The 14,506-nt window shown below is 62.6% G+C and carries 10 protein-coding genes; 6 read left to right on the top strand and 4 right to left on the bottom strand.

The genetic code is table 11. The features are described 5' to 3' along the window. Positions 1 to 128: 128 nt before the first annotated feature. From AC07SU_RS19115 to AC07SU_RS19105, 3 genes are all read left to right on the top strand, one after another. Complete coding sequence (locus AC07SU_RS19115; RefSeq protein WP_494997897.1) at positions 129 to 3,419, top strand: transglutaminase family protein; 3,291 nt, start codon at positions 129 to 131, stop codon at positions 3,417 to 3,419. Positions 3,420 to 3,577: 158 nt separating this feature from the next. Then, positions 3,578 to 6,064 (top strand): circularly permuted type 2 ATP-grasp protein, encoded by a 2,487-nt coding sequence (locus tag AC07SU_RS19110; RefSeq protein WP_494997896.1) that lies wholly within the window; start codon positions 3,578 to 3,580, stop codon positions 6,062 to 6,064. Then, the gene (locus tag AC07SU_RS19105) at positions 6,064 to 6,954 is read left to right on the top strand and encodes a transglutaminase family protein (protein WP_494997895.1); all 891 of its coding nucleotides are present in this window, start codon (positions 6,064 to 6,066) and stop codon (positions 6,952 to 6,954) included. Before AC07SU_RS19110 ends, AC07SU_RS19105 begins: the two co-directional genes overlap by 1 nt. Positions 6,955 to 7,099: 145 nt before the next feature. Here the strand turns inward: AC07SU_RS19105 and AC07SU_RS19100 are convergent, their stop codons facing one another. After that, entirely contained in the window at positions 7,100 to 7,282 is a 183-nt protein-coding gene (locus AC07SU_RS19100; protein WP_178918692.1) for a hypothetical protein, read from the bottom strand. A 332-nt stretch (positions 7,283 to 7,614) separates the two neighbouring features. Between AC07SU_RS19100 and azu the strand changes: the two genes are divergently transcribed. Beyond that, positions 7,615 to 8,061 (top strand): azurin, encoded by a 447-nt coding sequence (azu, locus tag AC07SU_RS19095; RefSeq protein WP_176997115.1) that lies wholly within the window; start codon positions 7,615 to 7,617, stop codon positions 8,059 to 8,061. 136 nt (positions 8,062 to 8,197) lie between these two features. On the opposite strand, the gene nadE is transcribed toward azu, so the two are convergent. The 3 genes from nadE to AC07SU_RS19080 all read right to left on the bottom strand — a co-directional run bounded on the left by nadE (position 8,198) and on the right by AC07SU_RS19080 (position 11,340). Next, complete coding sequence (gene nadE / locus AC07SU_RS19090; RefSeq protein ID WP_494997894.1) at positions 8,198 to 9,025, bottom strand: NAD(+) synthase; 828 nt, start codon at positions 9,023 to 9,025, stop codon at positions 8,198 to 8,200. A gap of 3 nt (positions 9,026 to 9,028) precedes the next feature. Then, complete coding sequence (pncB, locus tag AC07SU_RS19085; protein WP_176997113.1) at positions 9,029 to 10,243, bottom strand: nicotinate phosphoribosyltransferase; 1,215 nt, start codon at positions 10,241 to 10,243, stop codon at positions 9,029 to 9,031. Positions 10,244 to 10,449: 206 nt separating this feature from the next. After that, positions 10,450 to 11,340 carry a LysR family transcriptional regulator gene (locus tag AC07SU_RS19080; protein WP_176997112.1) on the bottom strand — a complete coding sequence of 297 codons (891 nt, stop codon included), beginning with the start codon at positions 11,338 to 11,340 and terminating at the stop codon, positions 10,450 to 10,452. Positions 11,341 to 11,493: 153 nt separating this feature from the next. Between AC07SU_RS19080 and amaB the strand changes: the two genes are divergently transcribed. Together amaB and amaA are read left to right on the top strand one after the other, a co-directional pair. After that, entirely contained in the window at positions 11,494 to 12,984 is a 1,491-nt protein-coding gene (amaB, locus tag AC07SU_RS19075; RefSeq protein ID WP_178918696.1) for an L-piperidine-6-carboxylate dehydrogenase, read from the top strand. 157 nt (positions 12,985 to 13,141) lie between these two features. Continuing rightward, the gene (gene amaA, locus AC07SU_RS19070) at positions 13,142 to 14,425 is read left to right on the top strand and encodes an L-pipecolate oxidase (protein ID WP_494997893.1); all 1,284 of its coding nucleotides are present in this window, start codon (positions 13,142 to 13,144) and stop codon (positions 14,423 to 14,425) included. The last annotated feature ends 81 nt before the right edge of the window (positions 14,426 to 14,506 follow it).

The raw sequence follows: 14,506 nt of genomic DNA, 5'->3' as shown, positions 1-14,506 counted from the left end.
CATGGCACCCCCGTCGGCGCCGTTTTGGTGCTGTACTGCACCGGGTCTTACGATAAAGCGCAATGACCGCCGCTCTGGCATAAGTCTTGCGCGCTTTGTTTCCATGCCCTGGCTCGCAGGAGGCCGCCGTGTCGATTCATGTCGCGTTGCACCACGTTACGCATTACCGCTATGACCGCGCTGTCGAACTCGGCCCACAGATCGTGCGGTTGCGCCCGGCCGCCCATAGCCGCACGCGGATTCTGTCCTATGCACTGAAAGTGCTGCCCGAGCAGCATTTCATCAATTGGCAGCAAGACCCCCAAGGCAACTACTTGGCGCGCCTGGTGTTCCCGGAAAAGACCGATGAGCTGCGCATCGAAGTCGACCTGGTTGCCGAAATGGCGGTGTTCAACCCGTTCGACTTTTTCCTGGAGCCCTACGCCGAAAAAATCCCCTTCAGCTACGCCGCCGATGAGCAACGTGAGCTGGCGCCGTACCTGGAAACCCTCCCGCTGACGCCGAAATTCGCGCAGTACCTGGCGGGTATCGACCGTACGCCTTTGCCGGCGGTGGATTTCCTGGTGGGCCTCAACCAGCGCCTGGCCGCGGATATTGGCTACCTGATCCGCATGGAACCGGGCGTGCAAACTCCGGAATTCACCCTGGAGAACGCCTCCGGTTCCTGCCGTGATTCGGCGTGGCTGCTGGTGCAGATCCTGCGCAACCTGGGGCTGGCGGCGCGGTTTGTCTCGGGTTACCTGATCCAGCTCACCGCCGACGTCAAAGCCCTCGACGGCCCTTCCGGCACGGAAGTGGACTTCACCGACCTGCACGCCTGGTGTGAGGTGTATTTGCCCGGTGCCGGCTGGATCGGCCTGGATGCCACCTCGGGCCTGTTCGCCGGTGAAGGTCATATCCCATTGGCCTGTAGTCCTGATCCCTCGTCTGCCGCGCCGATCAGTGGGTTGGTGGAACCTTGCGAGTGCGAATTCACCCACGAGATGTCGGTTGAGCGGATTTGGGAGGCGCCGCGCGTCACCAAGCCCTACACCGAAGAACAATGGCTGGCGATTCAAGCGCTGGGTCGGCAGATCGACGGCGACCTGCTCAAGGACGATGTGCGCCTGACCATGGGCGGCGAGCCGACCTTCGTGTCCATTGATGACCCCGACGGCGCCGAGTGGAACACCGCCGCCCTCGGGCCAGACAAGCGACGCTTGTCTGCCGAGTTGTTCCAGCGCATGCGCAAGCATTACGCACCCAAAGGCCTGGTGCACTTTGGCCAAGGCAAGTGGTACCCCGGCGAGCAATTGCCGCGCTGGTCGCTCAACTGCTACTGGCGCCGCGACGGTGTGCCGATCTGGCACAACAGCGCGCTGATTGCCGATGAACAAGAAGATTACGGCGCTGACGGCGAGACGGCCGGGCGCTTCCTGGCCAGCGTGGCCGAGCGCCTTAAACTGCCGGCGCGGTTTGTGTTCCCGGCCTATGAAGACAATTTCTACTACTTGTGGCGCGAAGGTGCGTTGCCGCAAAACGTCACCGCCCAGGACCCACGCCTGAGCGACGATTTGGAGCGCGAACGCCTGCGCAACGTGTTCAGCCAGGGCCTGGATAAAGTCATCGGCCAAGTGCTGCCGCTGGCGCGCACGGCAGCCAACGACCGCTGGCAGAGTGGTCGCTGGTACCTGCGGGACAATCATTGCCGCCTGGTGCCAGGTGACTCGCCGCTGGGCTATCGCCTGCCGTTGGCCTCGCAGCCGTGGGTGACGGCGGCCGAATACCCGTTCGTGCATCCCTCCGACCCCAATCAGGATCTGCCAGAGCTGCCGACCACGGCCCAACTGCAAACGCACGACGAGCCCGCGCCGAGTGATGAGCGCGTACCGAAGGTGGACCAGTCCGCCGACTGGCTGACCCGCACCGCGTTGTGCGCCGAAGCACGAGCAGGGCGCTTGTACCTGTTCATGCCGCCTCTGGAGCGGGTCGAGGATTACCTTGAGCTGGTGGCCGCCATCGAGGCCACGGCCGAAGAACTGCATTGCCCGGTGCTGCTGGAAGGCTACGAGCCACCGGCCGATACGCGCCTGAGCAACTTTCGTGTGACCCCTGACCCGGGTGTGATCGAAGTGAATGTGCAGCCGTCCGCAACATGGGACGAGTTGGTGGAACGCACCGAATTTCTCTACGAAGAGGCGCGGCAAACCCGCCTTACCACGGAAAAATTCATGATTGACGGGCGCCACACCGGTACCGGTGGCGGCAACCACTTCGTGCTGGGCGGCGCCACGCCCAAGGATTCACCGTTTTTGCGTCGGCCCGATCTGCTGCGCAGCTTGATCAGTTATTGGCATAACCATCCCTCTTTGTCGTACCTGTTTTCCGGCCTGTTTATCGGCCCGACGTCCCAGGCACCTCGGGTGGATGAAGCCCGTAACGATGCGCTGTATGAGCTGGAGATCGCCTTCGCGCAAATGCCTGCGCCCGGTGAGGACTGCCCGCCGTGGTTGGTGGACCGCCTGCTGCGCAACCTGCTGATCGACGTGACGGGCAACACCCATCGCGCCGAATTCTGCATCGACAAACTCTACTCGCCGGATGGCGCCACCGGCCGCCTGGGCCTGCTGGAGCTGCGCGCCTTTGAAATGCCGCCCCATGCACGCATGAGCCTGACCCAGCAGTTGCTGCTGCGTGCCTTGGTCGCACGTTTCTGGCGTGAACCCTATGCGCCGCCGAAGCTGGCGCGCTGGGGCACAGAGCTGCATGACCGTTTCTTGCTGCCACATTTTATCGAGCAAGACTTTGCCGACGTGATCGTCGAACTCAACGCCGCAGGCTACCCACTGCGTGCCGAATGGTTTGCGGCGCACCTGGAGTTCCGCTTTCCCAAGGTCGGCGACTACGCCGTCAGCGGGATCGAACTGGAGCTGCGCCAGGCCCTGGAGCCTTGGCATGTGCTGGGCGAGGAGGGCGCGGTGGGTGGCACGGTGCGCTACGTGGATTCATCCCTGGAGCGCCTGCAAGTCAAGCTCACCGGGCTGGCGCCGCAACGCTACCTGCTGACCTGCAACGGCGTCCCGGTGCCGCTGCACGCCACCGGCCGGGTGGGTGAGTTCGTCGCCGGCGTACGCTATCGCGCCTGGCAACCGGCCAACTGCCTGCAACCGACTATCCCGGTGCATGCGCCGTTGGTGTTCGACGTGCTCGACACCTGGATGCAACGCTCGCTGGGGGGCTGCCAGTATCATGTGGCGCATCCGGGTGGGCGCAATTACGACAGCCTGCCGGTGAATGCCAACGAAGCGGAGAGCCGACGCATGGCACGGTTTTTCCGCTTGGGGCACACCCCCGGGAAACAACCGGTGCCCGCCCTGGTGATCAACGATGAGTTGCCAATGACCCTCGATCTGCGGCGTTTTCCCCCTAAAAATGACTAAACCCAATCCCCCTGTAGGAGCCGGCTTGCCGGCGATGGCGGTGTACCAGCCACCCGCTAGGTTGCCTGAACCAACGCGATCGCCGGCAAGCCGGCTCCTACGGTAGATTGCGGTGGATTTGAATTAAACTGAGCCCCCTTGCCTCTGCCGAGCGTTCCATGTCTGACTTGCTCGACCGTTACCCGCTGACCGCGGGCACTTATCACGAACTGCTGGATGACAGTGGCCAGGTGCGCGCTCATTGGCAGCGCCTGCTCGACCACCTGCAACGCAGCACGCCCGCGCAGTTGGCCCAGCGCCAGGCGCTGCTGACCCGGCAGATCCAGGAAAACGGCGTGACCTACAACGTCTACGCCGACCCCAAGGGCGCCGACCGCCCCTGGGAGCTGGACTTGTTGCCCCATGTGTTGGCCGCCGATGAATGGCAGCAGCTGTCGGCCGGTATCGCCCAGCGTGCGCGCCTGCTCAATGCGGTGCTGGCCGACCTGTATGGCCCGCAACGTTTGATCAAGGAAGGCCTGCTGCCCGCCGAGCTGGTGTTCGGACACAACAATTTCCTGTGGCCGTGCCAGGGCATCCAGCCCCCCGACGGCGCGTTCCTGCACCTGTACGCGGTGGACCTGGCACGCACGCCCGACGGTCGCTGGTGGGTCACGGCCGACCGTACCCAGGCGCCGTCGGGTGCCGGCTATGCGTTGGAAAACCGCACCATCGTGTCCCGTGCGTTCCCGGACCTCTACCGCGATTTGCAGGTGCAGCACCTCACCGGGTTCTTCCGCACGCTGCAGGAAACCCTGGCCCGCCAGGCGCCGGGTGATGATCAGCCGCCGTTGATCGTGCTGCTTACACCCGGGCGGTTCAACGAAAGCTATTTCGAACACCTCTACCTCGCCCGGCAGCTCGGCTACCCGCTGGTGGAGGGCGGCGACCTCACCGTGCGCGACAGTACCGTGTTCCTCAAGACCCTCAGCGGCCTGCGCCGGGTGCACGCGATCATGCGGCGCCTGGACGATGATTTCTGCGACCCGCTGGAACTGCGCACCGACTCGGCCCTGGGCGTGCCCGGCCTGCTCGACGCGGTGCGCCAGGGCAACGTGTTGGTGGCCAACGCCTTGGGTAGCGGCGTGCTGGAATCCCCCGGCCTGCTGGGCTTCCTGCCGAAGATCAACTACTACCTGTTTGGCGAAGAGCTGATCCTGCCGTCCATCGCCACGTGGTGGTGCGGCGAAGCGCCGGTGCTGGCCGAAGCGCTGGAAAAGCTGCCGGAGTTGCTGATCAAGCCGGCCTTTCCGTCGCAAAGCTTTGCCCCGGTGTTTGGTCGTGACTTGAACGACGAACAACGCCAGGCCCTGGCCGATCGCATGCGGGCGCGGCCTTATGCCTATGTCGCCCAGGAATTGGCGCAGCTGTCCCAGGCGCCGGTGTGGCACACCGTGGATGACCACCTGCAACACCGCGCCATCGGCATGCGCGTGTACGCCGTGGCCAGCGACGAGGGTTACCGGGTGCTGCCCGGTGGCCTGACCCGTGTGGCCGCCGAGGCCGACGCCGAAGTGGTGTCGATGCAGCGCGGTGGCGCCAGCAAGGACACCTGGGTGCTCGGCGAACGGGCTGCCGGTGGCGAACACTGGCGTGCCCAGCGCGCCATCGGTGCCCATGATCTGGTGCGCCGCGACCCCTATCTGCCGTCGCGAGTGGTGGAAAACCTGTTCTGGTTTGGCCGCTATTGCGAGCGTTGCGATGACAGCGCGCGCTGGCTGCGAATCGTGCTGGCGCGCTATGTGGACGGCGATGATCCACTGGCGTTGCAGGCGGCGGTGGAGTTGGGCGAGACCCTGCGCCTGCTGCCGGACGAGGGCGAGTTGCCCGAGCGCCTGCAGGCGGCCTTGCTCGGTGATGACTGGCCGTCGAGCCTGCGCGCCAACCTGCAGCGCTTGCAGTGGGCGGCGTCCCAGGTGCGCGGCAAGCTGTCCCGGGAGAACTGGCAGGCGTTGGTCGAGCTGCAGCGCGAAGCGCTGGAGCTGGAAAGCGACACCCCGGACTTTGGCGAGTTGCTGGATTTCCTCAACCGTCTGGTGATGTCCCTGGCGGCGCTGTCCGGGTTTGCCCTGGACGACATGACCCGTGACGAAGGCTGGCGCTTCCTGATGATGGGCCGGCGCATCGAGCGCCTGCAGTTTTTGAGCAGCAGCCTGGCGGCGTTCCTGCGCGGCGTGGCGGTGTTCGACCAGGCGGGGCTTGAGTGGTTGCTGGAACTGGGCAACAGCAGCATCACTTACCGCTCGCGCTACCTGGCGGTGCCGCAGTTGATCCCGGTGCTCGACCTGTTGTTGCTGGACGAGCAGAACCCCCATGCGGTGTTGTTCCAGCTCAAGTTGGTCAGCCGTACGTTGCGGCGGCTCAATGATGATTTCGGCGTGCCCCGGGAAACCGGCCTGGGCCCGTTGGTGGAGCGCCTGGCGCGTTTCGACCTGGGCTGCCTGGAGAACCCGTTGTTTGGCGAGTCCAGCGTGCGTGCCGCACTGGACGGCCTGGCCGACCTGCTGCAAGCGGTGGCCGATGAGAGTGGGCAAGTGTCGGATCGTTTGGCGTTGCGCCATTTTGCCCATGTGGATGATGTCAGCCAGCAAACGGTGTCGGTGTGATGAGTGCGCGCTACCAGATTTTCCACGATACCCACTATCACTACGACAGCCCGGTGTCCCTGGCCCAGCAGTTGGCGCACCTCTGGCCACGGCCCTGTGCCTGGCAGCGTTGCAGCTCGCAACAGCTGGACATCAGCCCACAGCCGTCGTCGCGCCGTGATGAGCTGGATGTGTTTGGCAACCCGATCACCCGCCTGGCGTTTGAGCGGCCCCATGATGAGTTGCTGGTCAACGCCGGCTTGACCGTGGAAGTGCTGGCGCGCCCGGCGCTGGACTTCCAGTTATCGCCGGCCTGGGAACAGACCCGCGACAGCCTCACCTACGGCAGCCAGCCGATGTCCGAGGCGTTGATCGAAGCGTGCCGTTTTCGCTTCGAGTCGCCCTACGTGCACCTGAAAAAGAACTTCGTCGAATTCTCCGAGAGCTGCTTCCCGGCCGGCCGCCCGCTGTTACTGGGCGTGCAGGCACTGATGGAAAAGATCTTCGGCGAATTCACCTTTGATGCCGAAGCCACCCAGGTCGCCACGCCGCTGGTGGAAGTGCTGGAGCGCCGGCGTGGTGTGTGCCAGGACTTTGCCCACCTGATGCTCGCGTGCCTGCGTTCACGGGGCCTGGCGGCGCGTTACATCAGTGGCTACCTGCTCACCCAGCCACCGCCCGGCCAGCCACGGCTGATCGGCGCCGATGCGTCCCACGCGTGGGTCTCGGTGTATTGCCCGGTGTCAGGCTGGGTGGATTTTGATCCGACGAACAACGTTCAGCCGGCGCTGGAACACATCACCCTGGCCTGGGGCCGGGACTTCTCGGATGTGTCGCCGTTGCGCGGGGTGATCCTGGGGGGAGGGAACCATGACCCCGAAGTACGGGTGACGGTGATGCCACTGGAATAGAGCCTGACAGGCTAGCGTGTGTGGGAGCTGGCTTGCCTGCGATGGCCGCTACTCGATCTGACGGATACACCGAGTCGCCTGCATCGCGGGCAAGCCCGGCTCCCACATGAGCGATCATTCCCACACTCTGCGTGGGAACAATCAATTATTCAGCAGGATCTTTTGGTGTTTCGGTCTCGTCGTTCGTTTCTTCACCATCAACTTCGGCGGTCAGACCATTGGCCTCTTCTTCTGCAGCGGCTTTCTTGCGTTGCAGTTTTTCCTCTTTCTTCTGCTCCTTGGCCAAGTCTCTCTGACGTTTGGCGAAGGAGTAATTAGGTTTGGCCATGGGCGATCCTCTAGGGTCGAAGGTGAGGGTGGCGGCGCGCAGCTGCCTTGGGCTGCCATGGTAGCAGCTTAGCAGCGCGCTTGGCCTTCACTTACCGCAGGCGTAGGCGGCCAGCAGGCCGTTGAACAGTTGGTTGAGGTGCATGGCTCGGGCTCCAGTGGGTGATGGCCCGATCATAGGCAGGTCGTTGCACTTTGGCTGGTAGATTGTGTTGATCAGTCTGATAGCCTAAAGTTGTATACAATCTGTTGATGCAGATCATAAGAATTCCTGCCTGCTTCAGGCACCCTTGTCGCAATACGCGTTTTTTAAACCCTGCCTTGGAGATTCACATGTTTGCCAAACTCGTTGCTGTTTCCCTGCTGACTCTGGCGAGCGGCCAGTTGCTTGCTGCAGAGTGCGCGGTCACCGTCGACTCCACCGACCAGATGTCGTTCAACACCAAAGAAATCACCATCGACAAGAGCTGCAAGACCTTCACCGTGAACCTGGAGCACTCGGGCAGCTTGCCGAAAAACGTCATGGGCCATAACTGGGTCCTGACCTCGGCCGCCGACATGCAGCCGGTAGCCACCGACGGCATGGCCGCAGGCATCGACAAGAACTACCTGAAGGAAGGCGACGCACGCATCATCGCCCACACCAAGATCATCGGTGCTGGCGAGAAAGATTCGGTGAGCTTTGATGTGTCCAAGCTGAAGGCGGGCACTGACTACGCGTTCTTCTGCTCGTTCCCGGGCCACATCTCGATGATGAAAGGCACGGTGGTGGTTAAGTAAGACCGCGTCATCGTTCATCGCAGGCAAGCCAGCTCCCACATTCAACCGCATTCTCATGTTGGAATTCGGTCAACTGTGGGAGCTGGCTTGCCTGCGATGGCGATCAAATAATCAATACAAAACTACCTGTCTCACCTCACGGCGCAAACGGCATGACCCGCTTGTGCTCCGTCTTGCGGTAGGTATCGCAGATAATCTTGAACGCTTCCTCACGCACGGGCTCACCGTGCAGGAACGCATCGATCTCGGCGTAGGTCACGCCATGTGACGCTTCGTCCGGCTTGCCCGGCGACAGGTCTTCCAAATCCGCCGTCGGCACTTTCTCGACCAGTGATTCCGGCGCGCCAAAATGCCGTGCAATGGCTCGCACCTGGTTCTTCACCAACCCGCTCAACGGCGCCAGGTCGCACGCGCCATCGCCGAACTTGGTGAAAAAGCCCATCACCGCTTCCGCCGCATGGTCGGTACCAATCACCAACCCACCCGCTGCACCTGCGATGGTGTACTGCGCCACCATGCGCATGCGCGCCTTGGTGTTGCCCAGCACGAAATCACGGGACACCGCCGCCTTGCCTTCAAACGCCGCCACTTCATTGGCCAGCGCCTTCACCGCCGGGCCGATGTTCACGGTGTGGCGTTCGTCGGGCTTGATAAAGTCCACTGACGCCGTGGCATCGATTTCATCGAACTGGGTTTCGTAGGGCAGGCGCACCGAGATAAAGCGGTAGGCTGTATCGCCCGTGCTTTCGCGCAGTTCTTTCATCGCGCGCTGGGCCAGGAGGCCTGCGGTCAGGGAATCCACGCCGCCGCTGATGCCCAGCACCAGGGTCTTGAGCCCGGAATTGCGCAAGCAATCCTGGATGAAAGTGATGCGGCGGGAAACCTCAGCCTCAAGGGCGGCCTGGTCGTTGAACGGTGCTTGAACCTTGAGCTGCTGCGCAATCTCACGCTGTACGGCTTGCATGATTCACTCCTTGCTGGAAAGGGCAGGTACTTTGAAAACGTGCCGCAAATAGGCGACAAAATTGGGATCGGTGCAGTGGGTCTTGCCCGCTTCATCGGAGATCTTCGCGACGGGCTGGCCATTGCAGGCGGTCATTTTAAGCACGATGCTCATCGGCTCCACACCCGGGATGTCGCAGGTCAGGTTGGTGCCGATGCCGAAGCTCACATTGATGCGACCGCGCAGCGCCCGGAATATTTCCAGAGCCTTGGGCAGCGACAGGCTGTCGGAGAACACCAAGGTCTTGCTCATCGGCTCGATGCCGAGCTTGTGGTAATGGGCGATGGCTTTTTCGGCCCATTGCACCGGGTCGCCGGAGTCGTGGCGCAGGCCGTCGAACAGCTTGGCGAAGTACAGATCGAAATCGCCCAGGAACGCGTCGGTGGTGATGCAATCGGTCAGGGCGATGCCCAGCAGGCCACGGTATTCACGCACCCAGCAATCGAGGGCGGCGATCTGGCTGTCGATCAGGCGCGGGCCGAGTTGCTGGTGGGCCATGATCCACTCGTGGGCCATGGTGCCCAGGGGTTTCATGTTGAGCTCGCGGGCCAGGTGCACGTTGCTGGTGCCGACAAAACGCCCGGGGAAGTCATGCTTGAGCACATTGACCACTTCTTCCTGCACGCGGTACGAGAAGCGGCGGCGGGTGCCGAAGTCGGCCACCTGCAACTCGGACAGCTCTTCGCTGCTGGCATTGGCGGTAAGCCAATCGAATTTGCGATACAGCTGCTCGCGGGCCTGTTCAAGGATCACGGTCTGGTAGCGGTAGCGGTTACGCACTTCGCTGACGATGGCCAGCATCGGCACTTCAAACAGGATCACATGCAGCCATGGCCCGCGCAGGCGAATGAATAATTCGCCGTTCTCGATGCCGGTCTGCACGTAACGCAGGTTGAAGCGGAACAGCCCGAGAAAACGCAAAAAATCCGGCTTCATGAAGCTGATGCGTTCCAGGAAACCCAACTGGTCGGGGCTCAGGCTCAACTCGGCGAGGCGCTCGATCTGGTAACGGATCTCCGCCAGGTACGGGCGCAGGTCTTCACTGTTACGGCAACGAAACTCCCATTCAACTTCCACGTTCGGGTAGTTGTGCAGCACCGCCTGCATCATGGTCAGCTTGTAGAAGTCGGTGTCGAGCAGGTTCTGCACGATGCGATCGGCAAACACACTCTCGCTCATAACGGGAATCTCCAGACGGGTCGGCGATGGGCGCCGGCCTTTACGCACAATTAAGGAATGGCGCTAGTGGCGCATAGACCTGTGGGGTTTTGCCAGTGATTTTTTCAGTGCAGCCACTGGCCTCATCGCAGGCAAGCCAGCTCCCACAGATGAAATGCATTCCAAATGTGGGAGCTGGCTTGCCTGCGATGGCGATATTCCAGGCACTAAATCACCTGCTCCATCATCCACTTCACAAACTCCCTCACCTTGGGCACCTCCGCCGAATGCTCTGGGTACGCCAGGTAATACGCATCCTGGCTCGGCATTGCATGCTGCCAGGGAATCACCAACTTGCCGTCCGCCAGTTCCTCCTCCACCAGAAACCGCGGTAACAACGCCACGCCACAACCCACCTGCGCGGCACGAATGCACATATAAAAAGTGTCGAAACGCGGCCCGTGATAACTGTGCTCGGTCTGGTAGCCCTGGCTGGCGAACCAGTCGTGCCAGCCCTGTGGCCGCGAGGCATTTTGCAGCAGCACCAGATCACTCAATTGCGTGGGGTCAGTAAAAGGCCGCGTCGGCAGGCTTTCTGGTGCGCACACCGGCACCAGCTCTTCGCTGAACAGCTTCAGGCTCTCGGTGCCGGGCCGTGAACCCTGGCCAAAGTAGAAGGCCATGTCGGCCTTGCCTTGCAGCAGCTCATCGGGCTCCTGCTCGTTGCACAGGTCCAGGTGGATCTGCGGGTGGCGCAGCCGCCAGCCCTTGAGGCGCGGCACCAGCCAGCGTGCGCCGAAGGTGTAGGGCGTGGACACCCGCAGCACTTCGGTCTCACCACCATAAGAGCGCAGGTAGTGAGTGGACATCTCTACCTGCGTCAGAATCTTGCGCACTTCCACCAGGTACAGGTCACCCGCCGGGGTCATCTGCAGGCGCCGGCGCACGCGGCGGAACAGCAGGTGCTGCAAGAGTTCTTCAAGCTGGGCCACTTGCTTGCTCACCGCGCTCTGAGTGAGGTTCAGCTCCTCGGCGGCGCGGGTGAAGCTCAAGTGGCGGGTGGCGGCTTCGAAGCACTGCAGGGCGGTGATCGAGGGCAAATGTCTTTTGTTCAGCACGGCGTGCCTCTTTTTATGCTTTGCATGAATAAACGGAATGATATCTCGCCTAATCGTCGTTTGTTGGCAAGTCTTGGGCCAGCTACAAATAAGGTCTGGATCGCCGTGTGTGCCGCGGCGCGAATTTTCTGTTTGAGATTGAAGGAGTGACCCATGGTTGCCGCATTGCTTGATCGTCTCGGGGTGAACCCGGCGCTGTACCAGGCGGGCAAACAGCCCGTGCATTCGCCGATTGATGGCAGTCGCATCGGCAGCGTGCAGTGGGAAGGTGCTGCCGAGGTGGAGCAGCAGGTCAGTCGCGCCGAGCATGCATTCGAGGCCTGGCGCAAAGTGCCAGCACCGCGTCGCGGCGAGCTGGTGCGTCAGTTCGGTGACGTGTTGCGCGAATACAAGGCCGACCTGGGTGAGCTGGTGTCCTGGGAAGCCGGCAAGATCACCCAGGAAGGCCTGGGTGAAGTGCAGGAAATGATCGACATCTGCGACTTCGCCGTCGGCCTGTCGCGTCAGCTGTACGGCTTGACCATCGCCTCCGAGCGCCCGGGCCACCACATGCGTGAAACCTGGCACCCGCTGGGTGTGGTCGGTGTGATCAGTGCGTTCAACTTCCCGGTGGCCGTGTGGGCATGGAACACCACCCTGGCCCTGGTCTGCGGCAACGCGGTGATCTGGAAACCCTCGGAAAAGACCCCGCTCACCGCCCTGGCCTGCCAGGCGCTGTTCGAGCGCGTGCTGAAGAATTTCAACGATGCCCCGCAGTACCTCAGCCAAGTCATCATCGGCGGCCGCGATGCCGGCGCCGCGCTGGTGGATGACCCGCGCGTGGCCTTGATCAGCGCCACAGGCAGCACCCGCATGGGCCGTGAAGTGGCCCCCAAAGTCGCCGCGCGCTTTGCTCGCAGCATCCTTGAGCTGGGCGGTAACAACGCCATGATCCTCGGCCCAAGCGCCGACCTGGACATGGCCGTGCGCGCCATCCTGTTCAGCGCCGTCGGTACGGCTGGCCAGCGCTGCACCACCCTGCGTCGCCTGATCGCCCATGAGTCGGTGAAAGAAGAGATCGTTACCCGCCTCAAGGCCGCTTATTCCAAAGTGCGCATCGGCCACCCACTGGAAGGCAACCTGATCGGCCCGCTGATCGACAAGCACGGCTTCGACAACATGCAGGACGCCCTGGAGCAAGCCTTGAGCGAAGGCGGTAAGGTGTTTGGCGGCAAGCGCCAGCTGGAAGACAAATTCCCCAACGCCTACTACGTGTCGCCGGCCATCGTGGAAATGCCCGAGCAGAGCGACGTGGTGTGCACCGAGACGTTCGCGCCAATCCTCTATGTGATCGGCTACAAGGATTTTCCTGAAGCCCTGCGTCTGAACAACGCCGTGCCTCAAGGCCTGTCGTCGTGCATCTTCACCACCGACGTGCGTGAGGCCGAGCAGTTCATGTCGGCGGTGGGCAGCGACTGCGGCATCGCCAACGTCAACATCGGCCCGAGCGGCGCGGAAATCGGCGGCGCGTTTGGGGGTGAGAAAGAAACCGGTGGCGGGCGTGAATCGGGTTCGGATGCATGGCGCGGCTACATGCGTCGCCAGACCAACACCGTGAACTACTCGCTGGAGTTGCCGCTGGCACAGGGCATCACTTTCGACTGATCCACTATCGAAACGCGGTTAAAAATGTGGGAGCTGGCTTGCCTGCGATAGCGGTGTATCAGTCGCCGCCGCCATCGCAGGCAAGCCAGCTCCCACAGTTGATTGGGTTTGCAATTCAGAATAATGGTTGTTTGTTGGGTCTCATCGGAGTCTGGCAATGGCATTACGCGAAACATGCTTGTGGGAACAACTTACCCCTGGCCGGCCGGATCGCGCCGCGCTCAAGGGCGAGGTCAAGGTGGATGTGTGCGTGATCGGCGCCGGCATCACCGGTTTGTCGGCAGCCATTCACTTGCTTGAACAAGGCAAAAGCGTCGCCGTGCTTGAGGCTCATCGCACCGGCCACGGCGGCTCGGGGCGCAACGTCGGGCTGGTCAACGCCGGCCTGTGGATCCCGCCAGACGAGATCGAAGCCGGTTTCGGCGAGGCGGTCGGCAGCCAGCTCAACCGCATGCTCGGCGCGGCACCGTCCCTGGTGTTCAGCCTCATCGATAAGTACAACATTGATTGCCAGCTGCGCCGCGAAGGCACCTTGCACATGGCGCACAACGCCCGGGGCGAGGCGGACCTGCGCAGCCGTGAAGAACAATGGAAGCGCCGTGGCGCGCCGGTGGAATTGCTCACCGGCCAGGCCTGCGAGCAGGCCACCGGCACCAAAAAAATCGCCGCTGCCCTGTTGGATCGGCGTGCCGGCACTCTTAACCCGATGGCTTACACCACCGGTCTGGCGAATGCGGCGGCCGGGCTGGGCGGGCAGTTGTTCGACCATTCCCCGGTTACTCAGCTTGAGCGCCAAGGCGCGCACTGGTCGGTGCAGACCGCCCAGGGTTCGGTGCAGGCGGCGCAGGTGGTGATCGCCTCCAATGCCTACACCGAAGGCGAATGGACCGAGTTGCGGCGCAATTTCTTCCCCGGCTATTACTACCAGGTGGCGTCAGCTCCGCTCACGGACGACGCGGCCCAGCAGATCCTGCCAGGTGGCCAGGGCTCGTGGGACACGCGCCAGGTGTTGAGCAGCATCCGCCGCGATGCCGACGGTCGCCTGTTGCTCGGCAGCCTGGGCAACGGCAATCAGAAACCGGCGTGGTTTCTCAAGGCGTGGGCCGATCGGGTGCAGCAGCACTACTTCCCGTACCTCAAATCGGTGCAGTGGGAGTGCACCTGGACCGGCTGCATTGCCTTCACCCCGGACCACTTGATGCGCCTGTTCGAGCCAGCACCGGGCCTGGTGGCAGTAACGGGCTATAACGGGCGTGGCGTGACCACTGGCAGCGTGGTCGGCAAGGCGTTTGCCGATTACCTGTGTCACCAGAATCCCCAGGCCTTGCCCATTCCCTTCGCGCCGATGCGTCCGCTGGCCGGGGTGGGCCTGCGCAGTTGCCTGTATGAAGCGGGGTTCTCGCTGTATCACGCCGGGCAATGCCTGCGGATCGTGATCTGATCAGCGAAATACCGCCCAGAAGCCTGCATTTTCTTAGCAAGCTACTAATCTGTATTGGTGCAAGTCGTAGCAATCGCGCAC

The sequence above is a fragment of the Pseudomonas sp. GW821-FHT05H12 genome, assembly GCF_059419385.1.
The sequence above is the reverse complement of the archived record's forward strand: the minus strand, read 5'-3'. Positions and strand labels throughout refer to the sequence as shown.

Bases quoted from the DNA above. Each gene is read 5' to 3' on its own strand.
- AC07SU_RS19110 (WP_494997896.1), top strand. From the start codon at position 3,578: ATGTCTGACTTGCTCGACCGTTACCCGCTGACCGCGGGCACTTATCAC.
- AC07SU_RS19105 (WP_494997895.1), top strand. From the start codon at position 6,064: ATGAGTGCGCGCTACCAGATTTTCCACGATACCCACTATCACTACGAC.
- AC07SU_RS19100 (WP_178918692.1), bottom strand. From the start codon at position 7,282: ATGGCCAAACCTAATTACTCCTTCGCCAAACGTCAGAGAGACTTGGCC.
- azu (WP_176997115.1), top strand. From the start codon at position 7,615: ATGTTTGCCAAACTCGTTGCTGTTTCCCTGCTGACTCTGGCGAGCGGC.
- nadE (WP_494997894.1), bottom strand. From the start codon at position 9,025: ATGCAAGCCGTACAGCGTGAGATTGCGCAGCAGCTCAAGGTTCAAGCA.
- pncB (WP_176997113.1), bottom strand. From the start codon at position 10,243: ATGAGCGAGAGTGTGTTTGCCGATCGCATCGTGCAGAACCTGCTCGAC.
- amaB (WP_178918696.1), top strand. From the start codon at position 11,494: ATGGTTGCCGCATTGCTTGATCGTCTCGGGGTGAACCCGGCGCTGTAC.
- amaA (WP_494997893.1), top strand. From the start codon at position 13,142: ATGGCATTACGCGAAACATGCTTGTGGGAACAACTTACCCCTGGCCGG.